We start from the raw sequence: 22996 nt of genomic DNA on the forward strand, positions 1-22996 counted from the left end.
ACCAGACAACCTGAAAAATGTGACGCACATCACATGCCAGATTTTGGGGTGGCCGTGGCCTGCGTCACTCCCCTCGCGAACTCCCATCCAGCAGGGATGGGCGGAACCAGGACAGCGACCTGCAATGTCTTGTCTGAAACGAGAGTCCCCCGCGCACCGAGTGGTGGCCTGGGCGGCGCTGCCGCCCCCATGCCCGATGCCGGCACGCGGCAAGGATGGGCATTCGTGGGCACTATCCGCCCGGAATTGTCAGCCCGGCGTCAAAATGCGCAAACGGGCTGACGAGCGGTAGGTGGGGCCGGTTGCTGGCCCCATGCGGCTTACCAGAGGTCTTCCAGCTTGCGCGGCTTGCAGGCCACCCAGGAAGCGCACAGCATCAGGGTGGCGCAGCCGAACAGGAAGCTGAACGGGATCGTCCAGCCGTTGCTGACCGTATGCAGCCAGCCGACCAGGAACGGCCCGAGGCAGCTGAAGCTGTAACCCACGCCCTGCATGAAGCCGGACAGTGCCGCCGAGCCGGTGGGGGTGCGCGTGCGCAGGTTGATCAGGGTCAGCGCCAGCGGGAAGGTGGATGGACCGACGCCGAGCAGGCACGCCCACAGCAGAGGGGCCTTCATCGGTGCCAGCAGCAGGCCGGTGAAGGCGATCACGAACGAGAAGAAGCCGATCAGCACCAGCGGAAACGGGTTCTGCATGCGAACTGCCATGGATGGAATGACCAGCGACGGCAGCAGCCCGAGCGCCGAGAACACCGCCACCATCACGCCACCAAAGGCCGGTGTGCCGCCGGCCTCGACCACGATGCGTGGCAGCCAGGTGAACATCGAATAGGTCATCAGCGAAGTCATGCCGAACATCAGCGTCATGCTCCAGCCCAGTGAGGTGCGCCAGACTTTCCCATGCGGCTGTGCGGTCGGGTCGATGGCATCTGCCTGCGGCTTCGGTGCGCGCCTGGCCAGAACCAGCCACGGCAATGCTGCGGCCAGTGCCAGCAGTGCCCACATGCCCAGCGACACGCGCCAGCCAGCGGTGTTGGCCACCGGTACCGCCAGCAATGCGGGCAGCATGGTGCCCAGCTGCAGCACGCTGATGTAGAGCGTGCTCATGGTGCCGACCTTGTTGGCGAAGTAGCGCTTCACCAGCGGCGGCACCACCACGTTGCCGATGCCCATGCCGGCCAGTGCCAGCACCGAACCGAGCAGCAGCGTGCCGACGTTGCCGGCGCTGGAGCGCAGCAGCAGGCCGGCCATCGCCATCACCATCGCCAGCAGCGTGGTGCGCTCCAGGCCCAGGCGCCGCGCCAGCGTCGGCGTGGCCACGCCGAACACCGCGAACGAGGCGGTCGGCAGCATGCCCAGCACGCCGGTCATGGTGGTGCCGAAGCCGAACTGCTGGCCGAGTACGTCCAGCAGCGGGGTGATCGAGGTGACCGCAGTGCGCAGGTTGACCGCTGCCAGCAGGATCGCGGCAAACGCGAGGACACGACCGTGCAGCAGCGACGGCGAATCGGAAGTGGAGGAACTCATCGGTGGTCCTTGCAGGTGTCGCACACCGGGGCAATGGCATGCAGCGCCGGCATCGGTCTACGCCGAAGCGGCAGGTGGGGGAGGGGCTGCTGGCGGGCCGGCAGCGCGGCCATTGTACGTGCGCTGCCTGGCAAGGTCCCGTCATGCGGGAGGCCTGGCGCCTGGTACAAAAAAACCCGGAGGACAGTGATGTCTTCCAGGCTTCTTGGTGACCACCGAAGTGGTCGGGGAGACAGGATTCGAACCTGCGACCTCTACGTCCCGAACGTAGCGCTCTACCAGACTGAGCTACACCCCGAAGGGAGCCGCCTATTCTAGCGATTCATCCCGATGGCGGCAAGGGGTGAACGCTGTTTTCTTCACACCGCAAAAGCGGTGCCACTTCAGGGAACAAAAAAGCCTGGGCGACATCACCAGGCTTCAATGCGACCACCGAAGTGGTCGGGGAGACAGGATTCGAACCTGCGACCTCTACGTCCCGAACGTAGCGCTCTACCAGACTGAGCTACACCCCGAAGGAGCCGCCTAAGATACCGTGTGAAGGCCAAGGCGGCAAGGTCTTTTTACATCTCAGCGACGATTTTCGTTCTCGATGCGGTTCTGCTCGCGGGCTTCGAACCACATGCCGTTGAGGATGGCCACCGTCGAGGCGAGGCCGGCACCGAGAATCCAGGCGAAATACCACATGATCAGTCTCCTTCATTCCGGGTAGGTGCCGACCGTTGGTCGGCACACGTGCAAGCAATCAATACGCGTTGGGGTTGTTGCCCATCTCTTCGGAGGTGGTCTTGCCCTTCAGCACGCGGTACACCCAGGTGGTGTAGGCGAGGATGATCGGCAGGAACACCGCCGTGGCCAGCAGCATGATCCACAGGGTCAGGTGGCTGGACGAGGCATCCCACACGGTCAGGCTGGAGGTGGGCTGGCTCGAGGACGGCAGCAGGAACGGGAAGATGGCGAAGCCGACGGTCAGGATGATGCCGGCGATGGCCGCACCGGAGGCGATGAAGGCCAGGCCACCACGACGGGCCCGCAGCAGAACCGCACTGGCCAGCAGGCCGGCCAGGCCGAGCAGGGGGGCCAGGATCGTGGCCGGCATCGCGCTGTAGTTGCGCATCCAGCCACCGGCGGCGCCGAGTTCGGCGGTCTTCAGCAGCGGATTGGTGGCGCCATCGGTAACCACCTGCGAGGTGATCTGGTAACCCGGCAGGCCGAAGGCCACCCAGGCGCCGCCCACCGCGAACAGCACGAAGGCGATGATCGCCGCGATGCTGCCGAATCGGGCGGCACGCTCGGCCACCGCGCCGTCGGTCTTGATCACCAGCATGGCGGCACCGTGGGCGACCAGCATCGACACGCTCAGCAGGCCGGCCAGCAGCGCGAAGGGCATCAGCAGGCCGAAGAACGAGCCGGTGTAGAAGATGCGCATGCTGTCATCGAAATGGAACGGCACGCCCAGCAGCACGTTGCCCACTGCCACGCCCATGATCAGCGCCGGGATGAAGCCACCGATGAACAGCGCCCAGTCCCAGGTGTTGCGCCAGCGTTCGCTGGGCATCTTGCTGCGGAACTTGAAGCCGACCGGGCGCAGGATCAGGGCGAACAGGATCACGAACATCGCCAGGTAGAAGCCAGAGAAGCTGACCGCGTACAGCGGCGGCCAGGCGGCGAAGATGGCGCCGCCACCCAGGATCAGCCACACCTGGTTGCCTTCCCAGACCGGGCCGATGGTGTTGATCACCCGGCGGCGTTCGGCGTCAGTGCGGGCGACGAAGGGCAGCAGGGTGCCCACGCCCAGGTCGAAACCATCCATCACGGCAAAACCGATCAGCAGGATGCCAAGCAGCAGCCACCAGATCACGCGCAGCGTGGTGTAGTCCAGAAGAATGAAATCCATCTTGGTTCTCCTGCCTCAGGCCTGGCCGGCGACCGGCGCCGAGGCATTGTGGGAAGCATGCGGCTGGGGCGACTGCAGCGATGGCAGCAGCTCGTCCGGACCCTTGCGGATCGCCTTGAGCATCAGCTTGATCTCGACCACGATCAGCGCGGTGTAGATGGCAGTGAAGCCGGCCAGGGTGAGCACGATTTCATGCAGGGCCAGCCCCGATGCCGCATAGAAGGTTGGCAGCACGCCATCGACCGCCCACGGCTGGCGACCATACTCGGCCACGAACCAGCCGCACTCGATCGCGATCCACGGTGCCGGCAGCGTCCACAGGGCCAGCTTGAGGAACCAGCGCTTGTCCTGGAAGTTGTTGCGGCAGGAGTAGTAGAAGGCCAGTGCGAAGAAGGCGATGAGGTAGAAGCCCAGGCCGGCCATCACGCGGAAGGTCCAGAACAGTGGCATCACGCGCGGCACCGTGTCCATCGCCGCCTGCGAGATCTCCTGCGGGGTGGCGTTGAGGATGTCATCGCGATAGCGCTTGAGCAGCAGGCCGTGGCCCAGGTCCTGCCAGTGGCGGTCGAACATCTCGCGTGCTTCGACGTCGTTCTTGTTCGCACGCAGGCGTTCCAGCGCGCCGTAGGCCAGCTGGCCGCCACGCACGCGGTGTTCGGCGCGCTCGACCAGTTCCAGGATGCCTGGAATCGGCTGGTTCAACGAACGGGTGGCGATCAGGCCCATCAGGTAGGGGATCTTCACCGCGTAGTCGTTCTGGTGGGTGTCCTGGTTCGGGATGCCGAAGGCGGTGAAGTCGGCCGGCGCACGCTCGGTCTCCCACATCGCTTCGATCGCGGCCAGCTTCATCTTCTGGTGTTCGCTGGCGGCGTAGCCACTTTCGTCACCCAGCACCACCACCGACAGCGAGGACAGCAGGCCGAACGCCGCGGCCACCGCGAATGAACGACGGGCCAGGTCCTTGTGCTTGTTGCGCAGCAGGAACAGGGCACTGATCGCCATCACGAACACCGCACCGGTCACGTAGCCGGCGCTGACGGTGTGCACGAACTTGGCCTGCGCCACCGGGTTGAACACCACCGCCATGAAGTCGACCACTTCCATGCGCATGGTTTCCGGGTTGAACACCGCACCGGTCGGGTTCTGCATCCAGCCGTTGGCGACCAGGATCCAGATCGCCGACAGGTTGGTGCCCAGCGCCATCAGCCAGGTCACCATCAGGTGCTTGACCTTGCTCAGGCGGTTCCAGCCGAAGAAGAACAGGCCGACGAAGGTGGCTTCCAGGAAGAAGGCCATCAGGCCTTCGATGGCCAGCGGCGCACCGAAGATGTCACCCACGTAGTGGCTGTAGTAGGACCAGTTCATGCCGAACTGGAATTCCATGACGATGCCGGTGGCGACGCCCATGGCGAAGTTGATGCCGAACAGGACGCCCCAGAACAGCGTCATCCTGCGCCAGATCTCCTTGCCGGTCATCACGTACACGCTCTCCATGATGGCCACCATGAAGGACAGGCCGAGGGTGAGCGGTACGAATAGGAAGTGGTACATCGCGGTCAGCGCGAATTGCAGCCGCGACAGTTCTACGACTGTCTGATCAATCATGGCCTGGCTACCTCGTTGGATAGTGCCGTTGCAGGTGGCGGGAAGGGTGGTCTACGACGTGAATGATGTGACCGACTACTTCAAACAGCCTTGATCCAGATCAATGTATGAACAGGTGCCCCGGTTGATCGTATGCCAACCTGATGAAGACTGCGACCGCCGGCCGCAGGGGCGGGCTATTGCCTGCGCCTACAATGCCGTGTCTCCCCCGTTGCCCGTGAAGACCTCTTGAGCGCTGCCGAAACGACCCCTGACGGCCTGTCCCCGGAAGCTGAAACCGCCCGCCAGCGGCGTGTGCGCACGGCCTGGCTGGCCGACCTGGCACGCTCCGCCCGGGCCCGCCAGCGCCTGGCCGCGCTGTGCATCAGCCTGTCCGGCGCGCTGTTGATAGGCCAGGCTGCCGCCATCGCCTGGCTGGTGCAGCAGGTGCTGGTGGAGCGCGTGCCGCTGGCCTCGGGACTGCCAGCGCTGGGTGGGCTGGCGGTGATCCTGGTGCTGCGCACGCTGCTGGGCAGCGCCACCCAGGCGGCTGCCGGTGACGTGGCCGACGCCGCACGCCTGGCATTGCGCGAACGCGTGTTCGCACGCCTGCTGGGCCACGGCCCACTGTGGCTGCGCCAGCGCCGCACCGGCGAACTGGGCGAACTGATGCTGCATCACGGTGATGCGATCGAGAGCTATTACAGCGGCTTCCTGCCGGTGCGCACTGAAGTGGTGGTGGTGCCGCTGCTGATCCTGGCCGCTGTCGCCTGGGTCGACTGGGTGGTGGCGCTGATCCTGCTGTTCACTGCGCCGCTGGTGCCATTTTTCATGATGCTGGTGGGCTGGGGCGCCGAAGCGGCCGGCCGCGCGCAGCTGGGTGAGCTGGCACGCATGAGCGGCCATTTCGCCGACCGCATCAAGGGCCTGGGCCTGCTACGCCTGTATGGCCGCGGCGAAGCTGAGCTGGAGGGGATCGAGGCGGCTGCCGAAGGCGTGCGCGTGCGCACCCTGAAGGTTCTGCGCATCGCCTTCCTCTCGTCCACGGTGCTGGAATTCTTCGCCTCGGTGAGCGTGGCGATGGTGGCGCTGTACCTGGGCCTGAGCTATCTTGGCATGATGTCGCTGCATGCAGCGGTGCCGACGCTGGGTGCGGGGCTGTTCTGCCTGCTGCTGGCACCGGAATTCTATGCGCCGCTGCGACGGCTGGCCGCGCATTACCATGATCGCGCCAATGCACTGGCCGCCGCCGCCGAAGTGGAGCGCCTGCTGCAGTCGCTGCCCGATGAGCAGGGCCTGATCGAGAACGAGGTTGCACCGCTGGCGGTGGAGCCGGCCGAGGCCGCCTTGCCGCCGCTGCAGGCACAAGGGCTGGTGCTGCGCCCGCTGGGCGCGCCGCAGGATGTGCTGCAGGATCTGGACCTGCGGCTGGAGCCGGGCCAGCGCCTGGCCCTGGTTGGTCCCAGCGGCTCCGGTAAAAGCACCCTGCTGGAAGCGCTGGCCGGCTGGCTGCCGCCGCGCGCCGGCAAGCTGCAGCTGCGTCCCGGTGTGCAGGTGGCCTATGCCAGCCAGCGCCCCTACCTGTTCCACGGCAGCATTGCCGACAACCTGCGCCTGGCCGATCCGGGTGCCAGCGATGCGCGTCTTCGTGCGGTGGCCGAGGCCGCGCAGGTGCTGCAGTTCGCACAGCGCCTGCCACTGGGCCTGGACACGGTGATCGGCGAACGTGGCTTCGGCCTGTCCGGCGGCGAAGCCCGTCGTATCGGCCTGGCCCGGTTGTTGCTGCGCGATCCGCAGGTGCTGCTGCTGGACGAACCCACCGCGTTCCTCGATGCCGATACCGAAGCGGCGCTTTTGCGCAGCCTGGCCGCCTATGCACGTGGCCGCAGCGTGGTGGTCGCCACCCACAGCCCGGCGGTGATCGCCTGGGCCGACCGTTGCCTGCTGTTGCCGGAAGGCCGCCTGGTCGAGCCGGCACAGGCGGTGCGCGCATGAGCCGTTCGCCTGATTCGCTGCGCGCGGTGTTCCTGCGCCATCGGCCGCGCCTGCTGCTCACCGTGCTGCTGCTGTGGACCACCATGCTGGCCGGCACCGCATTGCTAGGTCTGTCCGGTGGCTTCCTCACCGCCGCCGCGTTGGCTGGCGCGGCCGGCCTCGGCCAAGGCTTCAACTTCTTTTCACCGTCCGCTGGCATACGCGGGCTGACGATGGCGCGCATCGTGTCGCGCTATTTCGAGAAGCTGGTCGGCCACGACGCCACGCTGCGCATCGCCCGCGACCTGCGCGTGTGGTTCTTCCGCCGCGCGTTGCCGCTGGCACCCGCACGGTTGGGGGCTACGCGCACCGGCGACCTTCTGGCGCGCCTGCTCGGCGATATCGGTGAAGTGGACGGCCTGCTGGTGCGTGCGATCGGGCCGCTGGTGGCGTTGGGCGGATTGTCGCTGGTCGCGATCGTTTCGGCGGCACTGATCCTGCCGTCGGCTGCGGTGCTGATGGCGGTGCTGGCGCTGCTGATCGCCTTCGGCGTGCCGTGGCTGGGCGTGCGTGGCCATGACGACGAGGAGGCCGACCGTGCCGCGCATCGTGCCGCATTGCGTACCGCTGCATTCGAAGGGCTGGAAGGTGCGGGTGACCTGGCCGCGCTGCACGCCGATGCGGCCTGGCAGCTCAAGGTACGCGTAGCTGCCAAGCAGCTGGCCTCGCGTGATCGCCGCCGCCGCTGGCGCCTGATCGCGGCCTCGACGCTGCACGGTCTGGTCGCCGGGCTGGGGCTGGTGGCGATGCTGGCATTGGCCCTGCATGCGGCCGAACAGCAGCGCATCGCGCCGGAGATGGCCGCGGGCCTGGTGTTCCTGACCGTGGCGTTGATCGAGCTGTGGGCCGGCATGGGCCTGGCCTGGCAGTCGCTGCAGTCCGGGCGCATTGCCGCCGAGCGGTTGCAGGCCATCGTCGAGCAACCGCCGACGGTGGACGATCCGCAGGCGCCGCAGCCGGTACCGCAGGCCGCGCGCGTACAGTGGGATGACGTGCATTTCCAGTGGCCCGGTGCGGCGCGGCCGGTGCTGTCCGGCCTGCATCTGACCCTGGCGCCGGGCGAGCGCATCGCGATTCGCGGCGACAGCGGCAGCGGCAAGACCACGCTGTCCAGCCTGCTGCTGCGGCTGTGGGATCCGCAGCAGGGACGGCTGACCTACGGTGGCCGCGATCTGCGTGATTTCGCCCAGGCTGACTGGCACCGGCAACTGGCGTGGCTGCCGCAGAACGCGCCGGTGTTTGCCGGCAGCGTGGCCGAGAACCTGCGCCTTGGTGATCCCGATGCCAGCGACGCCGCGTTGTGGGCGGTGCTGCGCCGCGTGCGTCTGGGCGAATGGGCCGAGCGCAACGGCGGCCTGCAGGCCTGGGTGGGCGAGAACGGCGCGACGATGTCAGCCGGCCAGGCGCGGCGGTTGGCACTGGCGCGCGCGCTGCTGCGCAATGCGCCGATCCTGCTGCTGGACGAACCGACCGAAGGCCTCGACGTGGATACCGCACGCGCGTTGTTGCAGGACCTTTCCGGGTTGCTGGACGGGCGCAGCCTGCTGATGATCACCCACGATGATCTGCCTCAAGGCGTGGTCGATACGCAGTACAGATTGCGCGACGGGGTGTTGGAGCGCGAACTTTGACCGATGCACATCCGCGCGTGGCGTGGATCTACTGTAGAGCCGAGCCCATGCTCGGCTGCCTCTGTACGGAGCCGAGCATGGGCTCGGCTCTACAGGTTGGTTACCGCGAGAACTCGCGCAGCATCACCGCGATCGAGGCCACGTTGGCCAGCACGCACAACCAGAACACCCACTGGAACGCGGCCTTGCGGTGCTTGTGGCGGAACATCGCCTGGCCCAGCAGTGCGCCGGGCCAACCACCTGCAAAGGCCAGCAGCTGCAGGGTGCGCTCGGGAATACGCCACTGCTTTCGCTGCGCCGCGCGCTTGTCATGGCCATAGAGGCCGAACGACACCGCACTGGCCAGCAGGCACCAGCCGCCCAGCCACAGCGGCAGCACGCCGCTGATCATCAGCGCGATCAACGCGCCGAACGCGGCCAGTGCGAGGTTACGCCGCCACGCCACTTACAATGCGTCGAGGAAGCCGCGCACGGCGGGGCCGAAACGATCGAAGTCGACCAGGAAGGCGTCGTGACCCTGCGGTGACTCCAATCCGATGAAATGGGCGTCAGCGCCTCCGGCACGCAGGCCATCGGCGACCTGTTGCTGCTGCTGCACCGGGAACAGGATGTCGGTGTTGGCGCCGATGGCCAGCGCCTTCTCCACCCGGATCTTCGCCAGCCCGGCCAGCACATCGCCATCGGCGTACTCGGCCAGGTCGAACCAGTCCATCGAGCGGCTCAGGTACAGATAGCAGTTGGGATCGAAGAATCGCACGAAGCGCCGTGCGTGGCCTTCCAGGTAACTTTCCACCTGGAATTCGAGGCCGAACGGATCGTCGTCGGTCTGGTCCGAATCCAGCCGCACGCGGCCAAAGCGGCCATCCCATTCCAGTGCCGAACGGTAGGTGATCACGCCCAGCTTGCGGGCCATGCGCATGCCGGACTCGGGATACGCGTCGTCGTCGTAGTGGCCGCCATTCCAGCGCGGGTCAAGGCGGATTGCCTCGCGCTGCAGCGAGCGGATCGCGATGGAGAACGGCAGCGCCTGCGCGCTGCCGGAAATGTTGACGTGGCTGCGCGCAATGCCCGGGTGCAGCATCAGCACGGCCAACGCGGTCATGCCGCCCATCGAGTTGCCGACCACGCAGGCCAGCTGCTCGATGCCCAGCGCACGCACGACTTCGATGGCGGCGCGCGCGCCGTCTTCGATCGACAGCTCGGGGAAGTCGAGACGATACGGCTGGCCGGTGGCCGGGTTGAGCGAGGCAGGACCGGTCGAGCCCTTGCAGCTGCCCAGCGAATTCACGCACACCACGAACCAGCGGTTGGTATCGATGGGTTTGTCGGGGCCAACCATCGCTTCCCACCAGCCCGGTGCCGGGTTGGCCTCGTTGGCCGCTGCATGCGCGTCTGGGGACAGGCCGGTCACGATCAGGATCGCATTGCTGGCGTCAGTCGCCAGCGTTCCCCAAGTCTCGTAGGCCGCGCGCGCGCCGTGCAGGGCGCCACCGCGCTTGAACGAGAAGGGCGAAGGCAGGGCGTGGAAGCGGGTGCCGGGCGGGATGAATTCGGTCATGCAGCCATTCTAGCGGGGCCGCATGTGCAGCTGGCGACACGCTGGATTCCAGCAGCGGGTGGACGCGGACCGGACCGTCGTATCCACGCATGGCGTGGATCTGCTGTAGAGCCGAGCCGATGCTCGGCTGGCGGGCGCCGGCAAGCCAATCGCAGCCGAGCGTGGGCTCGGCTCTACAAGTCAGGGAAACCGCAGTTCCACCACGCCTTCATGCGGCAGGCTTACCTTCACCGGAACGCTCTGCAGGTCGTCCTCGCTGCGGTTGGCGCTGCCGGTGCGTGAGATGCGTGCCAGCACTTCCACTTCGCGATGGGCCGACAGCGGTGCGGTTGGCATCGGACTGTCACCGTCGCCCAGCCCGACCGTGTCCGGGAATCCGCTCAGCGGCAGCTTGCGTGCGGCCACCGGCATCGGCGGTCCACCCACGGCGCGGGCCAGCACGAATACCTGGGTGCTGGCCGGCCACTCGGTGCGCTTCAACGCAGGCAGCTGCACACGCACCTGCAACAGCGCCGGTGCAGCGACTGCCGTCGCGTCCGGTGCCTGGCCTGCGGCCTCGCGGGCAATCGCGATCTGCGCCTGCAGCGCCTGCGCGGCACCCGGTTCCAGTCGCGGCAGCAGGCCGCTCCACACATCCGCGGCCTCGGCATTCTTTCCGCGTTGGCGCAGGGCGATGCCCAGCAGCCAGCTGGCGCGCTCGGCGTCAGGGGCCTGTGTACGTGCCTGCTGCAACCAGGCCATCGCGGTGTCATCGAACTGCTTGCCGGCATCAGCCTGCGCGCGCGCCTGCGCGGCTTCCACCAGCACGCCAGGATCATCCGGTGCCAATTCGGCGGCCTTCGCGAAGGCGTCTGCCGCAGCTGAGGCATTGCCCAGTTCTGCCTGCGAACGCCCGAGCAATGCCCAGCCATCGGCACGCTGAGGGTCGCGCTTCAGTGCATCCTGCAGGGCCTGCACGCCATCGCGCAGGGTGGCTACCGACGGCGTCGGCTGTACCTGTGCTGCACGCGGATCACCGACCAGCAGGTACAGGCAGGCACCGGCCACGCCCAGTGCGAACACGCCGACCACGAAACCGCGACGACCGTGGTGGCGCAACGGCCACAGCACCAGTGCTGCCATCAGCGCAGCAACCAGGCCGGCCAGCACCGGCAGCCAATGGTTCACCATTCGTCTCCTTCATCGGCCTTGCCGGCCGGCGCCGCGCCGACGGTGCGTCCACGTCGGCGGACGATGCCCAGCACCACCAGTGCACCGGCGCCGAGCACCAGCAGGGGGCCACCCCACAGCAGCCAGGTGCCCGGCTGCAACGGTGGTTGATAGAGCACGAACTCACCGTAGCGGGCGACCAGGAACTGCTTGATCTGCGCGTCGTCGTGGCCCTGCTGCATCAGCTGCAGCACCTCGCGGCGCAGGTCCTGGGCGATCTGCGCGTTCGAATCGGCCAGCGACTGGTTCTGGCACTGCACGCAGCGCAGCTGCGCGGCCAGGTCATGGAAGCGGCGTTCCTCGGCATCATCGCGGAACTGCAGCGGCTGCGGATCGTGCAGCGGCTGCTGGGCCAGCGCGGCCAGCGGCAGCATCAGGAGCAGCAGCGCCAGCAGCCAGCGCATCGGCTCAGGGCGCCGTATGCAGGGTGTTGCCGGCACTGCCCTGGGCCTTCTCGATCTTCTCCAGTGCCGGGATCAGCTTCTCGTCGACCACGCGCTGGGTCATCGCTCCGCTGTACTTCCAGCGCACGATGCCACTGCCATCAACCAGGAAGGTTTCTGGCGCAGCGGTCACGCCCCAGTCGATCGCGGTGCGGCCCTCAACATCGCTGAGCACCACCATGAACGGGTTGCCCAGCTGCTCCAGCCAGTGCAGCGCGTCCTTCGGATCATCCTTCCAGTTGTAGCCGATCACGCGCACGCGCTTGCTTTCCGCGAAGCGGGTCAGCACCGGGTGTTCCTCGCGGCAGGCCGCGCACCAGCTGCCCCATACGTTCAGCAGGTAGGGCGCACCGCGCAGGTCGTCGCTGTGCACGATCATCTCCGGATCGTGCAGCACCGGGAGCGCGAACGCGGGTGCCGGCTTGTCGATCAGCGCAGACGGCAGCACGTCGCGCTGCGGGTCACCCGATTTCATCACCCCGTAGATCATCAGCCCGAGCAGGCCGAAGAAGAACAGCACGCCGATCACGATGGCTACCGGCGGCAGCGGGCGGGAGGAGCGCGGGGCAGGGGACTCGGACATGGAAACTCCTACGGACGACGGAAACGGCGGTCGGCGGCGGCGATGAATCCGCCCAGGGCCATCAACAGCGCGCCCAGCCAGATCCAGCGCACGAACGGCTTGATGTGCACCCGTACCGCCCATGCATTGTTGCCCAGCGGCTCGCCCAATGCCACGTAGACATCGCCGTCGAAGCGTGCATCGATGCCGGCCTCGGTCATCACCTGGCCGCCGCTGGCGTACTGGCGCTTCTCCGGGTGCAGCAGGGCCCGTTCGCGGCCGTCGCGGAACACCCGCAGGTGACCGCGGTCGGCGATGAAATTGGGGCCTTCGCGATGGTCCACGCCCTCGAAGCGCACTTCGTAGCGACCGACCACCAGATGCTGGCCCGGTGCCAGCGCCACTTCACGCTGCACGTTCAGCGCTTCGACCAGCAGCGCGCCAGCCAGGAACACGGCGATGCCGGCGTGGGCGACGATCATGCCGAGCATCTCGGCGGTGAAGCGGCCATTGCCGCGCAGGCGCTGCCAGACGAAGCGTGCGGTGCCGAGTGCGACCCAGGCCGCAGCGGCGACGCCGATGCCGGCCTTCCAGCCGTTCTGCGGCGCCTGCCACCAGGCCAGCGCGCCCAGCAGCAGCGCCAGTCCCAGCCAAGGTGCCAGCAGCGCGAAGGCGCGCGAGGGCTGGTCACGCTGCCATTTCACCAGCGGGCCGAACGGCAGCAGCAGGATCATCGGCGCCATCAGCAGCAGGAACAGACTGCCGAAGTAGGGCGGGCCGACCGAGATCTTGCCCAGCGACAGCGCATCGGCCAGCAGCGGGTACAGCGTGCCCAGCAGGACCATCGCGCAGGCGGTGGCCAGCAGCAGGTTGTTGGCCAGCAGCAGGGTCTCGCGCGAGGCGGCGGTGAAGCCACGGCGCGGATCGTCGGCGTCCACGCTCAGCTGGCTGGCACGCAGCGCGTACAGCAGCAGGCTGCCGCCGACCAGCACCGACAGGAACACCAGGATGAACAGGCCACGCGACGGATCGGCGGCGAACGAATGCACGCTGGTCAGCACACCGGAGCGCACCAGGAAGGTGCCCAGCAGCGACAGCGCGAAGGCCGCGATCGCCAGCAGCAGGGTCCAACTGCCGAACGTGCCGCGCTTTTCAGTGACGGCCTGCGAATGGATCAGTGCCGCACCGACCAGCCATGGCATGAAGCTGGCGTTCTCCACCGGGTCCCAGAACCACCAGCCGCCCCAGCCCAGCTCGTAGTAGGCCCACCAGCTGCCCAGCGCTATGCCAAGAGTCAGGAAGCCCCAGGCGACGTTGGTCCAGGGCCGCGTCCAGCGCAGCCAGCGGGCGTCGACGCGGCCTTCCAGAAGCGCTGCCACCGCGAACGCGAACGGCACCGCGAAACCCACGTAACCGATGTACAGCATCGGCGGATGGATGATCAGCCCCGGGTCCTGCAGCAGCGGGTTGAGGTCGCGGCCTTCCAGCGGTGCCGGGTTCAGGCGCAGGAACGGATTGGAGGTGAAGATCAGGAAGGCGAGAAAGCCGACGCTGACAATGCCCATCACCGCCAGTACGCGCGCCTGCACCGGTGCTGGCAGGTGCCGCGAGAACAGCGCCACCGCGCCGGTCCACAATGCCAGCACCAGCGCCCACATCAGCAGCGAGCCCTCATGCGCACCCCACACCGCCGAATAGCGGTAGATCATCGGCAGCAGCGAATTGGAGTTCTCGGCCACGTAGCGCACCGAGAAATCCTGCTGCACGAACGCGGCGGTAAGCACCGCGAACGCGCCGGCCAACAGCAGCAGCTGCGCGAAGGCGGCAGGCCGCGCCACTGCCATCCATGCCGCGTTGTTGCGATGCGCCCCGACCAGCGGCAGGCCGGCCTGCAGCAGCGAGGCCAGCAACGCACACAACAGCAGGATCTGACCCAGTTCGGGCAGCACTCAGCGCACCTCGGGGGCCGTCACCGGCACGTCGTGCCTGCGATGGGCATCGCCCATCTTGTCGGCCACTTCCTTCGGCACGTACTTCTCATCGTGCTTGGCCAGCACTTCGTCGGCGACGAAGACACCGTCCTGCAGGCGGCCACTGGCGACCACCGCGGTGCCTTCGGCGAACATGTCCGGCAGGATCCGCGAGGTGGTCACCGCCAGCTGTGCATCGCCGTCGGTCACGTCGAAGCGCGCCTCCAGCGAGCCGACCGGGCGGTTGAAGGAGCCCTTCACCACCATGCCGCCCAAGCGGAAGCGCGACTGCGCATCGACATCGCCGCGCAGCACTTCCGAAGGGGTGTACAGGTAGGCGATGTTGCGCTCCAGTGCCATCGCCACCAGCGCGGTGGCCAGGCCGGAGGCGAGCAGTGCCAGCAGTACCCAGGCCAGGCGGCGGCGTTGTACCGGCGTCATCGTTCCAGCTCCGTCGACAGTGGCGTCGCTGCGTCCTGCCTGCCCGCCCGGGTCTGCTGGCGTTGCTGGCGGGCCAGTGCCAGCCGGCGTGCCACGCGCAGTCGCAGCCACGAACCGATGGCATCGGCGCCGAGCACCAGTACGAACACGGCGTAGGCGCCGATCACATAGGGAAGGTGGGTCATGGCTGGGCCTCCGGGACAGGGCGTTCGGCACCGACACGTCCACCGACCCAGGCCTTGCCGGCCTCGCGGTCGAGATTGTCAGAGCGCGCCTTGGCCAGCACCGAACCGGCAAACCAGAACTTGGTGCCGATCACCATCCACCACAGCGGCGCGATCATCGCGCTGCTGATCGCCGATTCACCGAACACGTTGATGGACTGGCGCTGGTGCAGGCCGCCCCACCAGTCCACCGAATAGCGGATCACTGGCAGCAGGCTGACACCGACGATGGCCAGCAGGCCGGCCGCGCGTGCGGCGCTGCGGCGGTCCTCGATGGCGTGGTACAGGCCGATCACGCCCAGGTACAGGAACAGCAGCACCAGTTCGCTGGTCATGCGCGGGTCCCAGTCCCACCAGGTGCCCCAGGTGCCCTTGCCCCAGATGCTGCCGGTCAGCAGGGTGATGAGGGTGAAGCCGGCGCCCATCGGCGCGCAGGCCATGGCCAGGATCTCGCAGACCTTGATCCGCCAGATCAGCGCGATGGCCGCGTACAGCGCCATCAGTGCGAACACGAACAGGCTCATCCAGGCACTGGGCACGTGGATGTAGAGGATGCGGAAACTGTCCAGCTGCTTGGCTTCCGGCGGAACCACCAGCAGCGCCTGCCACATGCCGACCAGCAGCACCGGCACTGCGGCGAGGTAGAACACCCGCGACCAGCGGGCGGCGAAACGGTCGAACGTGGGAGGCGAACCGAGTTGGTGGAACCAGCGGACAATCGGATTCATGCGTGGCGGCTATCCAGCAGGGGTGGATTGGCTCTCAGCTCGGTCAACTCAGAGAAATACGTATTGCAGCAGCAGTGGCCAGCGGAGCCAGCACCAGCGCGACCAGCAGGCCGGCGCCCAGCATCAGCAGCGCACCGACCGGATCCTGCCCGCGCCCGGCTGCCGCCAGGCTGCCTGCGCCGAACACCAGCACCGGCACGTACAGCGGCAACGACAGCAACGCCACGAGAATACCAGAGCGCCGGATGCCGACGGTCAGTGCAGCGACCACGCCACCGATCAGGCTCAGCAACGGCGTTCCCAGCAGCAACGATGCCAGCAACATCGGCAGCTGGTCATGCGGCAGATGCAGCATTTCGGCCAGCAGCGGGCTGACCACGATCAACGGCAGGGCGGTGGTGGCCCAGTGCAGCAGCACGCGTACCAGCACCAGCCAGGCCAGCGGCACCGGCGCCAGCAGCCATTGTTCCAACGAGCCGTCTTCGGCATCGGAACGGAACAGCGAATCCAGCGACAGCTGTCCCGCCAGCAGCACGGCCAGCCACAGCACCGCGCCGGCGGTGGCGGCCAGCAGCTGTGGCTCACGACCCTGGGCCAGCGCGAACAGCACCACCACCAGCACCGCGAACAGCAGCGGTTGCAGCGCGTCGCCGCGGCGGCGCCAGAGCAGGCGCAGGTCGCGCTTGAGCAGGGCGCCTGCGGTCTGCCACAGGCCCGGTTCGGTACCCGGCGCGATCATGCGGCACCGCCGAGGTCGAGCTGGCGGGTACGCACCGGCGGTGCGGCATAGGCGCCGTGGGTGGTGACCAGCGCAGCGCCACCGGCGCGCAGGTGCGCCGAAATCATCCGGTTGACCAGGGTGATGCCCTCCAGGTCGAGGTTGGCGTAGGGTTCGTCGAGCAGCCACAGCGGCGCCGGCGACAGCCAGATGCGCGCCAGTGCCAGCCGCCGCTTCTGTCCGGCCGACAGGTGCCGTACCAGGGTGTCCTCGTAACCGGCCAGGCCGACGATGGCCAGTGCGTTGCCGGGCATCTGCCCCGCGCGGCGCCCATGCAGGCCACACAGAAAGTGCAGGTTCTCCAGTGTACCGAGGTCCGGCTTCAGGGCAGGTAGATGGCTGAGGTAGGCGACATAGCGCGCACGCTCGGCATTGCTGGCGGGCCTGCCGTCGATCCGCACCTGGCCGGCGCCGGGCCGGGCCAGGCCGGCCAGCACGCGCAGCAGGGTGGTCTTGCCGGCGCCGTTGCCACCCTGCACCAGCAGGGCTTCACCCGCGTCCACATGGAAGTCCAGCGGGCCGAACACCGGCTCGTCATTGCGGGAGAAGCTCAGGCCGCTGGCGGCCAGCAATGCAGGGGTGTCCAAGGGGCAGGGGTCTTCATGCCGGAGTGCGGTCGCAATTGTAGCGGTGAATTCACAGGGTAGTGCCGGCCGCTGGCCGGCAATTTCGCCATCTGCCAGCCGAGGTTGCCGGCCGGCGGCCGGCACTACCGACGCGCGGATTGCGTAAACTCGCAGGTCTGTTCCCCCACAGCCCAGGCCGATGCAACCCACCACCAAGCTGCCCAAGGTCGGTACCACGATCTTCACCGTGATGTCCCAGCTCGCCGCCGAACACGGCGCGGTCAACCTGGGCCAGGGTTTCCCGGACTTTTCCGCGCCGCAGCGCCTGATCGACGAGACCGCCAGGGCGATGGCCGCCGGGCTGAACCAGTACCCGCCGATGACCGGCGTGGCGCCGCTGCGCCAGGCCATCGCGCAGAAGTCGCTGGACCTGTACGGCGCCACCATCGACCCGGACGCCGAAATCACCGTCACCAGCGGCGCCACCGAGGCCATCTTCAATGCCATCCACGCCGTGGTGCGTGCCGGCGAGGAAGTCATCGTGCTCGACCCGGCCTATGATTGCTACGAGCCGGCGATCGAGATGGCCGGGGCCACCGCCGTGCACGTGCCGCTGGACCCGCAGACGTTCGCTGTCGATTGGGATCGCGTGCGTGCAGCGATCACCCCGCGCACCCGCATGTTGATCGTCAACACCCCGCACAATCCGTCCGGCGCGATGCTGTCGGCGCAGGACATGCAGGCGCTGGCCGAGCTGCTGCGTGGCACGCAGATCTACCTGATTTCCGATGAAGTGTATGAGCACATCATCTACGACGGCCGTCGCCATGAGTCGGCGCTGCGCTACCCGGAGCTGCGCGAGCGCGCGTTCGTGATCTCCAGCTTCGGCAAGACCTACCACTGCACTGGCTGGAAGATCGGCTACGCCGTGGCGCCGCCGTTGCTGACCGCTGAATTCCGCAAGGTGCACCAGTACAACACGTTCACCAGCTTCGGCCCGGCCCAGTACGGCTTCGCCGCGATGATCCGCGACGAACCCGAACACCACCTGGAACTGGGCGCCTTCTACCAGGCCAAGCGCGACCGTTTCCGCGAGCAGCTGGCCGGCACCCGCCTGAAGGCGCTGCCGGTGCCGGGCGGCTACTTCCAGCTGGTCGACTACTCGGCCATCAGCGATCTGCCGGACCATGAGTTCGTGAAGTGGCTGACCATCGAGAAGGGCGTCACTGCCATTCCGCTGTCGCCGTTCTACGAGACTCCGCCGGCCGGCCAGCGCCTGGTGCGGCTGTGCTTTGCCAAGAACGAAGCGACCATGGACGCGGCGATCGAACGCCTGCGGCTGCTGTGATGTCAGTGGGGCCTGGTTCGGATCGGAAGAGATTCTTCGAGCTGCTTGGGTCGGAGCTCTTTCCGCGTCTGCTGCAGGAGGGATTCGTTCGCAAAGGACTGACCTTCCGCAGGATTCGCACTCCGCTGATTCATGTAGTCGAATGCCAAACCGGTTCCAACGGGCAGTGTTGCTACTTGGAGATGGGGGCGCATCTGGATTTTTTGCCTCAGCATGGTGGCGGCGAGTATTCGCCGGCAACGATTGACGAATCCGGCTGTGTTTTCAGAGAGCGGCTTGCCGGGGACGGTGCAGGTACAGGCGGTGGCTGGGTCTATGGGGCTTCCGAACAGGAGAGTGTCACCTCAGTGAAAGCGCTTTGTTCCGCATGGGAGAGCGCCGGTAGCCACTTTTTCGCAGCTCACCAGGCTTTCCCGGACGACTATCAGGTCATGTTGGACAGGGCAGATCTTGAGCGAGCTCGGGCCATTGAGCTGCTCACCCTCGCGCGTGTAGCGGCCAATCTGCGGCGTAAGGAGCAGGCTTTGGCACTGGCTCACCTGGGGTTGGAGCGGGCAGCTCCGGCTGCAAGCTCGCTGAGGGCGCAGTTGCGCCGATTCATTGAATGCGAAGGGTGATGTCGAATCCCTTGATCGCGTCATTGTCACTTACTGCTTCTTCAACATCAGTGAATCCATGTCAATGAATGACCTGCGCATTTCCCTCGTCCAGGGCGACACCCGCTGGCACGATCCGGCCGGCAACCGCGCCTACTACGGCGCGCTGCTCGCACCGCTGGCTGGCACCACCGACCTGGTGATCCTGCCGGAGACCTTCACCAGTGGTTTCTCCAACGAGGCCATCGCCCAGGCCGAAGGCATGGACGGCCCGACCGTGGCCTGGGTGCGCGAACAGGCGAAGGCGCTGGACGCGGCGGTGATCGGCAGCGTGCAGCTGCGCGACGGCGAGGGCGTGTACAACCGCCTGCTGTTCGCCACCCCCGATGGCAACCTGCAGTACTACGACAAGCGCCACCTGTTCCGTTACGGCGGCGAGCACGAGCGCTATGCCGCTGGCCGTGAGCGCCTGAGCGTGGAATGGAAGGGCTGGCGGGTCAATCCGCAGGTCTGCTACGACCTGCGCTTCCCGGTGTTCTGCCGCAACCGCTACAACGTCGAACGCCCGCAGCAGCTGGATTTCGACCTGCAGATCTTCGTGGCCAACTGGCCGTCGGCGCGCGCCTATGCGTGGAAGACCCTGCTGCGTGCGCGCGCGATCGAGAACCTGTGCTTCGTGGCGGCGGTAAACCGCGTCGGCGTGGACGGCAACCAGCTGCACTACGCCGGCGACAGCGCGGTGATCGACTTCCTCGGCCAGCCGCAGGTGGAGATCCGCGAACGCGAACAGGTGGTGACCACCACCATTTCGGCCGAAGCACTGGCCGCACATCGTGCGCGCTTCCCGGCGATGCTCGATGCCGATGCCTTTCGCCTGGACGAACAGGCCTGAGCCACGGCCTGAACACCGCCGCACCAGCGCGCGCGCCTGCATCCAATCTGCACGCGCGCGCTGCTAGATTCGCCGGCAGTCCGACCGAACTGGAAGTGCCGCCATGAACAAGCCTCTCGCCCTGCTGCTGGCCCTGTCTGCTGCAACGCTGGCCCCAGCTGCACACGCCGCCGGCAATCTCGATTGCCAGCTGCGCTACAACCTGTCCGGTTGGTCGCTGATCTACAAGACCGCTTCCGGCACCGGCACGGTCAGCTGCAGCAATGGCGCCAGCATGCCGGTGCGTATCGAAGTGAAGGGCGGGGGCCTGACCGTGGGCAAGTCGAAGATCACCAATGGGCGTGGCAGCTTCACCGGTGCGGCCAGCGTCAACGAACTGCTGGGTACCTACGCGTCGGTGGGTGCGCATGCGGGTGCGGTGAAATCCAGCAACGCGCAGGTGATGACCAAGGGCGACATCTCGCTGGCCCTGTCCGGTACCGGCAAGGGCTGGGACCTGGGCGTGGACGGCGCCGCCTTCACCATCAGCCGGCGCTGAGGCGCGTCGGCTGGGCAGTTCCCCAGCTGATGCGGATGTAGTGCTGTTCGGAATCGCTCAACAGCCGTTCGACATCGAAACCATTTTTCAGCAATTGTGCGACCGCGTCTTCGACGAGCTGCTCGCTGGCCATTACCTGGCTGAAGCCGAACACGATGTAGCGACGGCCATTTTCCGAGGCGGCCTGGATGGCGTTGTCGAGGTCGCGGTAGAACAGTTCGATCGGGCGCTTGGCGGCGTCAGCGTTGGCGCGGGCCTGTTCGGCGGTGATGGTGATCATGGGCATCGGTCTTGTGTGGGACAGCGCGCACGATAGCCAGCGAATCAAAGCCGTTCCCGGAAGCCGCGCACAGTGCGCTGTTTTTGCAGCAATTCCTAGGTCGCAGCGGGACGCCGCCGCTGCAGCCAGAAGGCCAGCAGGCCACACACGATGAGCGTCGGGGCCAGCAGCTGCACTGCACCGACCAACGCCATTGCCGCACCGATCAACAGGTAGTAGAGCAGGCCGAACAGTGCGCCTGCGCTGCCAAGACAATGTGGGTAGCCGCGCAGGGCCTGGCCCAGCACATTGGGAATGGCAAGGCCGAAGCCCGTCACCACCGGCACCATCGCCGCGATCACGGCAGGGTGATCATGCAGCAGCGCAGCCAGCAGGCCTCCCGTCAGAACCAGGCCTGCGGCGGTGCGGATGCGCGTGGCCGCGGCAACGCCGGCACGCAACAGGCGGCCATTGCCCCATGCACCCAGTGCCGAGCCCAATGCCAGCAACGCGCCGCTGGCGCCGAACCAGGCGGCGGGCCAGTGCAGGCGCGCAAATACGAAAGGACCGAGCGCGTACCAGCTGTACATCGCTACGTTGAAAGCCATCACCAGCAATGCGTGTGACCAGATCCAGCGATCGCACAGCAGTTGCCGCAGCAGCGGCAGCATGGGCGTGTGCGGGATATGTGCAGGGCGGCTTTCGCGCAGGCCAGCCAGGCATGCGACTGCCAGCACGGCAGCGGTCAGCAGCAGGCCGGACTGTACGCCGACATAGCCATGGACGGCGACCAGCAGCGTGCCCAGTGCAAGGCCGATGGCCGGGCTCAGGGCCAGGGCCATGCCGATCCAGGAGAATGCCTGCGCCAACGCGGGTCCCTGCAGGTGGTCGCGCAGCACGGTCTGGGTGACCACCGAAGCGGCGGCGGCGCCAACCGCGGCCAGCGCTTGGGCCAGCAACACCTGGCCGAAGCTACCAGCGAGCAGGCCGCCCAGTGCAGCCACGGCAAAGACGCCCAAGCCACATAGAAGGGCCGGGCGACGACCGATACGATCGGCCAGGCGCCCCCACAGCAGCACGCCTGCAGCGAAGCCGAACAGATACAGGCTCATGGCCTGGCTGGCGGTACCCGGCGGCAGGGCGAAGCGTTTGGCCAGATCGGCCAGGGCCGGGCTGTACAGGGTCTGTGCCAACTGCGGAAACATCAGCAGTGCAATGGTGAGCAACAACAGGCGGCGCGACATGCGGGCGCTCCAGAAACGGGGCTGCGCATTGTGGTCGCGACTGCAATGACGCACCCTGTCTATCCTGTCATCGAATGTATGAAATCAGACATGGCCTGGTTGCAGCCGCACACGCACTTCGACGCCGATGCCTGGAGCGCTCCGGTGCTGGGGATCGCAGCATCACTGGCGGATCACGACTCGGGTTGGCACCAGCATGCACGCGCGCAACTGCTCTACACCCGGCAGGGCTGCACGCGCCTCACCTACGGTGATCGCATCAGCCTGCTGCCGCCCGCGCGCGCCGCGTGGATTCCCGGTGGGCTACGCCATCGCGCGCAGATGCGCCAGGCGGTCGACTACCGTTCGTTGTACTTCGACGCCACCCTGTCAGCCCAGCTGCCCCGGCAACCAGCGATCATCGGCGTGGGGCCGCTGCTGCAGGCCTTGCTGGAGCCGATTGCGCAGGCGCCGTTCGACCATGACTGGCAGTCGCCGCGCGCGCACCACCAACTGGCGTTGTGCGTGCTGGAAATCGCTGCTGCACCGGTGGCGCCGATGGACCTGCCTTTGCCGCGTGATCCGCGCATTGCACGTTGCCTGCCGTTGGCCGAACAGCTGCCGCCCGAACTGCACGAACTGGCCACGCGTACCGGCCTGAGCGCGCGTACGGTTGGCCGGTTGATGCAACACGATACAGGCATGGGCTATCAGGCCTGGCGCCAGCAATGGCGCCTGATGCGGGCCATGGAGCTGCTGTTGCTCGGTCATCGCGTCGCGCATGTGGCCCAGGACACCGGCTTCTCCGCCGAGAGCCCGTTCATCGCCTTCTTCCGCGGCATGACCGGCACCACGCCCGCCGCGTTCCAGCGCCACGCAAAAGGGGACGGAGGGGATTAAGTCGCTTTCGCCCCTTTGATACAGGCCGTGGCAAAAACGACTTAATCCCCTCCGTCCCCTTTTCAAAGAAAAACCCCGGCCGGAGCCGG

The 22996-nt window shown here is 67.0% G+C and carries 24 protein-coding genes and 2 tRNA genes; 7 read left to right on the forward strand and 19 right to left on the reverse strand.

Features of this window, described 5'->3' with window-relative positions; genetic code table 11:
• Window positions 1-320: 320 nt before the first annotated feature.
• The 6 genes from AC5P9W_RS07825 to AC5P9W_RS07850 all read right to left on the reverse strand — a co-directional run bounded on the left by AC5P9W_RS07825 (window position 321) and on the right by AC5P9W_RS07850 (window position 5028).
• The gene (locus tag AC5P9W_RS07825; protein ID WP_111102841.1) at window positions 321-1526 is read right to left on the reverse strand and encodes a CynX/NimT family MFS transporter; all 1206 of its coding nucleotides are present in this window, start codon (window positions 1524-1526) and stop codon (window positions 321-323) included.
• Window positions 1527-1747: 221 nt separating this feature from the next.
• A tRNA-Pro gene (locus tag AC5P9W_RS07830) sits at window positions 1748-1824 on the reverse strand.
• 140 nt (window positions 1825-1964) lie between these two features.
• Window positions 1965-2041, reverse strand: a tRNA-Pro gene (locus tag AC5P9W_RS07835).
• Window positions 2042-2096: 55 nt separating this feature from the next.
• On the reverse strand, window positions 2097-2213 hold the full coding sequence (cydX, locus tag AC5P9W_RS07840; protein ID WP_021204639.1) for a cytochrome bd-I oxidase subunit CydX: 117 nt from the start codon (window positions 2211-2213) through the stop codon (window positions 2097-2099).
• Between the two features lie 58 nt (window positions 2214-2271).
• On the reverse strand, window positions 2272-3423 hold the full coding sequence (gene cydB, locus AC5P9W_RS07845) for a cytochrome d ubiquinol oxidase subunit II (protein ID WP_058982786.1): 1152 nt from the start codon (window positions 3421-3423) through the stop codon (window positions 2272-2274).
• 15 nt (window positions 3424-3438) lie between these two features.
• Window positions 3439-5028, reverse strand: coding sequence for a cytochrome ubiquinol oxidase subunit I (locus AC5P9W_RS07850; protein WP_019660486.1), 1590 nt, complete (start codon window positions 5026-5028; stop codon window positions 3439-3441).
• A 228-nt stretch (window positions 5029-5256) separates the two neighbouring features.
• On the opposite strand from AC5P9W_RS07850, the gene cydD reads away from it, so the two are divergent.
• Together cydD and cydC are read left to right on the forward strand one after the other, a co-directional pair.
• Window positions 5257-7002, forward strand: coding sequence for a thiol reductant ABC exporter subunit CydD (gene cydD, locus AC5P9W_RS07855; protein WP_021204642.1), 1746 nt, complete (start codon window positions 5257-5259; stop codon window positions 7000-7002).
• Entirely contained in the window at window positions 6999-8672 is a 1674-nt protein-coding gene (cydC, locus tag AC5P9W_RS07860) for a thiol reductant ABC exporter subunit CydC (protein WP_206621278.1), read from the forward strand. Before cydD ends, cydC begins: the two co-directional genes overlap by 4 nt.
• Window positions 8673-8772: 100 nt before the next feature.
• Here cydC and AC5P9W_RS07865 read toward each other — a convergent pair whose 3' ends face one another.
• From AC5P9W_RS07865 to ccmA, 11 genes are all read right to left on the reverse strand, one after another.
• On the reverse strand, window positions 8773-9117 hold the full coding sequence (locus AC5P9W_RS07865) for a DUF1294 domain-containing protein (RefSeq protein WP_019660483.1): 345 nt from the start codon (window positions 9115-9117) through the stop codon (window positions 8773-8775).
• On the reverse strand, window positions 9118-10230 hold the full coding sequence (gene metX / locus AC5P9W_RS07870) for a homoserine O-acetyltransferase MetX (RefSeq protein WP_180832184.1): 1113 nt from the start codon (window positions 10228-10230) through the stop codon (window positions 9118-9120).
• Between the two features lie 180 nt (window positions 10231-10410).
• The gene (locus AC5P9W_RS07875) at window positions 10411-11400 is read right to left on the reverse strand and encodes a tetratricopeptide repeat protein (protein ID WP_111097856.1); all 990 of its coding nucleotides are present in this window, start codon (window positions 11398-11400) and stop codon (window positions 10411-10413) included.
• The gene (locus AC5P9W_RS07880) at window positions 11394-11843 is read right to left on the reverse strand and encodes a cytochrome c-type biogenesis protein (RefSeq protein ID WP_005417657.1); all 450 of its coding nucleotides are present in this window, start codon (window positions 11841-11843) and stop codon (window positions 11394-11396) included. Before AC5P9W_RS07880 ends, AC5P9W_RS07875 begins: the two co-directional genes overlap by 7 nt.
• Window positions 11844-11847: 4 nt before the next feature.
• A complete protein-coding gene (locus AC5P9W_RS07885) occupies window positions 11848-12465 on the reverse strand; it encodes a DsbE family thiol:disulfide interchange protein (RefSeq protein WP_021202996.1) in 618 nt (205 codons plus the stop codon).
• 8 nt (window positions 12466-12473) lie between these two features.
• Window positions 12474-14393, reverse strand: coding sequence for a heme lyase CcmF/NrfE family subunit (locus AC5P9W_RS07890; RefSeq protein WP_495219020.1), 1920 nt, complete (start codon window positions 14391-14393; stop codon window positions 12474-12476).
• Window positions 14394-14855 (reverse strand): cytochrome c maturation protein CcmE, encoded by a 462-nt coding sequence (gene ccmE, locus AC5P9W_RS07895; RefSeq protein WP_021202998.1) that lies wholly within the window; start codon window positions 14853-14855, stop codon window positions 14394-14396.
• Window positions 14852-15040, reverse strand: a complete 189-nt coding sequence (gene ccmD / locus AC5P9W_RS07900) for a heme exporter protein CcmD (protein WP_019660476.1) — start codon at window positions 15038-15040, stop codon at window positions 14852-14854. The genes ccmE and ccmD overlap by 4 nt, the downstream gene beginning before the upstream one ends.
• Window positions 15037-15807, reverse strand: coding sequence for a heme ABC transporter permease CcmC (gene ccmC, locus AC5P9W_RS07905; protein ID WP_019660475.1), 771 nt, complete (start codon window positions 15805-15807; stop codon window positions 15037-15039). The genes ccmD and ccmC overlap by 4 nt, the downstream gene beginning before the upstream one ends.
• 43 nt (window positions 15808-15850) lie before the next feature.
• Window positions 15851-16546: a heme exporter protein CcmB gene (ccmB, locus tag AC5P9W_RS07910; RefSeq protein ID WP_006456616.1), complete on the reverse strand. Its 696-nt coding sequence runs from the start codon at window positions 16544-16546 to the stop codon at window positions 15851-15853.
• Window positions 16543-17397 (reverse strand): heme ABC exporter ATP-binding protein CcmA, encoded by an 855-nt coding sequence (gene ccmA, locus AC5P9W_RS07915; RefSeq protein WP_495219023.1) that lies wholly within the window; start codon window positions 17395-17397, stop codon window positions 16543-16545. Before ccmA ends, ccmB begins: the two co-directional genes overlap by 4 nt.
• Between ccmA and AC5P9W_RS07920 the strand changes: the two genes are divergently transcribed.
• The 4 genes from AC5P9W_RS07920 to AC5P9W_RS07935 all read left to right on the forward strand — a co-directional run bounded on the left by AC5P9W_RS07920 (window position 17351) and on the right by AC5P9W_RS07935 (window position 20525).
• Window positions 17351-18499: a pyridoxal phosphate-dependent aminotransferase gene (locus AC5P9W_RS07920; RefSeq protein ID WP_456115734.1), complete on the forward strand. Its 1149-nt coding sequence runs from the start codon at window positions 17351-17353 to the stop codon at window positions 18497-18499. The genes ccmA and AC5P9W_RS07920 overlap by 47 nt on opposite strands.
• Entirely contained in the window at window positions 18499-19116 is a 618-nt protein-coding gene (locus AC5P9W_RS07925; RefSeq protein WP_099496124.1) for a DUF4304 domain-containing protein, read from the forward strand. Before AC5P9W_RS07920 ends, AC5P9W_RS07925 begins: the two co-directional genes overlap by 1 nt.
• Before the next feature lie 64 nt (window positions 19117-19180).
• Window positions 19181-19987, forward strand: coding sequence for an amidohydrolase (locus tag AC5P9W_RS07930; RefSeq protein WP_456115735.1), 807 nt, complete (start codon window positions 19181-19183; stop codon window positions 19985-19987).
• Window positions 19988-20090: 103 nt separating this feature from the next.
• Window positions 20091-20525 carry a hypothetical protein gene (locus AC5P9W_RS07935; protein WP_288039030.1) on the forward strand — a complete coding sequence of 145 codons (435 nt, stop codon included), beginning with the start codon at window positions 20091-20093 and terminating at the stop codon, window positions 20523-20525.
• Here the strand turns inward: AC5P9W_RS07935 and AC5P9W_RS07940 are convergent.
• Together AC5P9W_RS07940 and AC5P9W_RS07945 are read right to left on the reverse strand one after the other, a co-directional pair.
• On the reverse strand, window positions 20512-20805 hold the full coding sequence (locus AC5P9W_RS07940; RefSeq protein ID WP_111097848.1) for a hypothetical protein: 294 nt from the start codon (window positions 20803-20805) through the stop codon (window positions 20512-20514). The genes AC5P9W_RS07935 and AC5P9W_RS07940 overlap by 14 nt on opposite strands.
• A 95-nt stretch (window positions 20806-20900) precedes the next feature.
• Window positions 20901-22028, reverse strand: a complete 1128-nt coding sequence (locus AC5P9W_RS07945; RefSeq protein ID WP_111102856.1) for an MFS transporter — start codon at window positions 22026-22028, stop codon at window positions 20901-20903.
• Between the two features lie 90 nt (window positions 22029-22118).
• On the opposite strand from AC5P9W_RS07945, the gene AC5P9W_RS07950 reads away from it, so the two are divergent.
• Window positions 22119-22907, forward strand: a complete 789-nt coding sequence (locus AC5P9W_RS07950) for an AraC family transcriptional regulator (RefSeq protein ID WP_021203002.1) — start codon at window positions 22119-22121, stop codon at window positions 22905-22907.
• Window positions 22908-22996 lie beyond the last annotated feature (89 nt).

This window comes from Stenotrophomonas sp. YJH_SMC_33 (assembly GCF_059372295.1).

Coding starts and splice junctions, on each gene's coding strand:
- cydX (WP_021204639.1), bottom strand. CDS start 2,213: ATGTGGTATTTCGCCTGGATTCTCGGTGCCGGCCTCGCCTCGACGGTG.
- AC5P9W_RS07930 (WP_456115735.1), top strand. CDS start 19,181: ATGAATGACCTGCGCATTTCCCTCGTCCAGGGCGACACCCGCTGGCAC.
- AC5P9W_RS07940 (WP_111097848.1), bottom strand. CDS start 20,805: ATGATCACCATCACCGCCGAACAGGCCCGCGCCAACGCTGACGCCGCC.
- cydC (WP_206621278.1), top strand. CDS start 6,999: ATGAGCCGTTCGCCTGATTCGCTGCGCGCGGTGTTCCTGCGCCATCGG.
- cydB (WP_058982786.1), bottom strand. CDS start 3,423: ATGGATTTCATTCTTCTGGACTACACCACGCTGCGCGTGATCTGGTGG.
- ccmB (WP_006456616.1), bottom strand. CDS start 16,546: ATGATCGCGCCGGGTACCGAACCGGGCCTGTGGCAGACCGCAGGCGCC.
- ccmC (WP_019660475.1), bottom strand. CDS start 15,807: ATGAATCCGATTGTCCGCTGGTTCCACCAACTCGGTTCGCCTCCCACG.
- AC5P9W_RS07935 (WP_288039030.1), top strand. CDS start 20,091: ATGAACAAGCCTCTCGCCCTGCTGCTGGCCCTGTCTGCTGCAACGCTG.
- ccmD (WP_019660476.1), bottom strand. CDS start 15,040: ATGACCCACCTTCCCTATGTGATCGGCGCCTACGCCGTGTTCGTACTG.
- AC5P9W_RS07925 (WP_099496124.1), top strand. CDS start 18,499: ATGTCAGTGGGGCCTGGTTCGGATCGGAAGAGATTCTTCGAGCTGCTT.
- AC5P9W_RS07885 (WP_021202996.1), bottom strand. CDS start 12,465: ATGTCCGAGTCCCCTGCCCCGCGCTCCTCCCGCCCGCTGCCGCCGGTA.
- AC5P9W_RS07950 (WP_021203002.1), top strand. CDS start 22,119: ATGGCCTGGTTGCAGCCGCACACGCACTTCGACGCCGATGCCTGGAGC.
- AC5P9W_RS07920 (WP_456115734.1), top strand. CDS start 17,351: ATGCAACCCACCACCAAGCTGCCCAAGGTCGGTACCACGATCTTCACC.
- metX (WP_180832184.1), bottom strand. CDS start 10,230: ATGACCGAATTCATCCCGCCCGGCACCCGCTTCCACGCCCTGCCTTCG.
- AC5P9W_RS07880 (WP_005417657.1), bottom strand. CDS start 11,843: ATGCGCTGGCTGCTGGCGCTGCTGCTCCTGATGCTGCCGCTGGCCGCG.
- AC5P9W_RS07945 (WP_111102856.1), bottom strand. CDS start 22,028: ATGTCGCGCCGCCTGTTGTTGCTCACCATTGCACTGCTGATGTTTCCG.
- ccmE (WP_021202998.1), bottom strand. CDS start 14,855: ATGACGCCGGTACAACGCCGCCGCCTGGCCTGGGTACTGCTGGCACTG.
- AC5P9W_RS07825 (WP_111102841.1), bottom strand. CDS start 1,526: ATGAGTTCCTCCACTTCCGATTCGCCGTCGCTGCTGCACGGTCGTGTC.
- AC5P9W_RS07875 (WP_111097856.1), bottom strand. CDS start 11,400: ATGGTGAACCATTGGCTGCCGGTGCTGGCCGGCCTGGTTGCTGCGCTG.
- AC5P9W_RS07850 (WP_019660486.1), bottom strand. CDS start 5,028: ATGATTGATCAGACAGTCGTAGAACTGTCGCGGCTGCAATTCGCGCTG.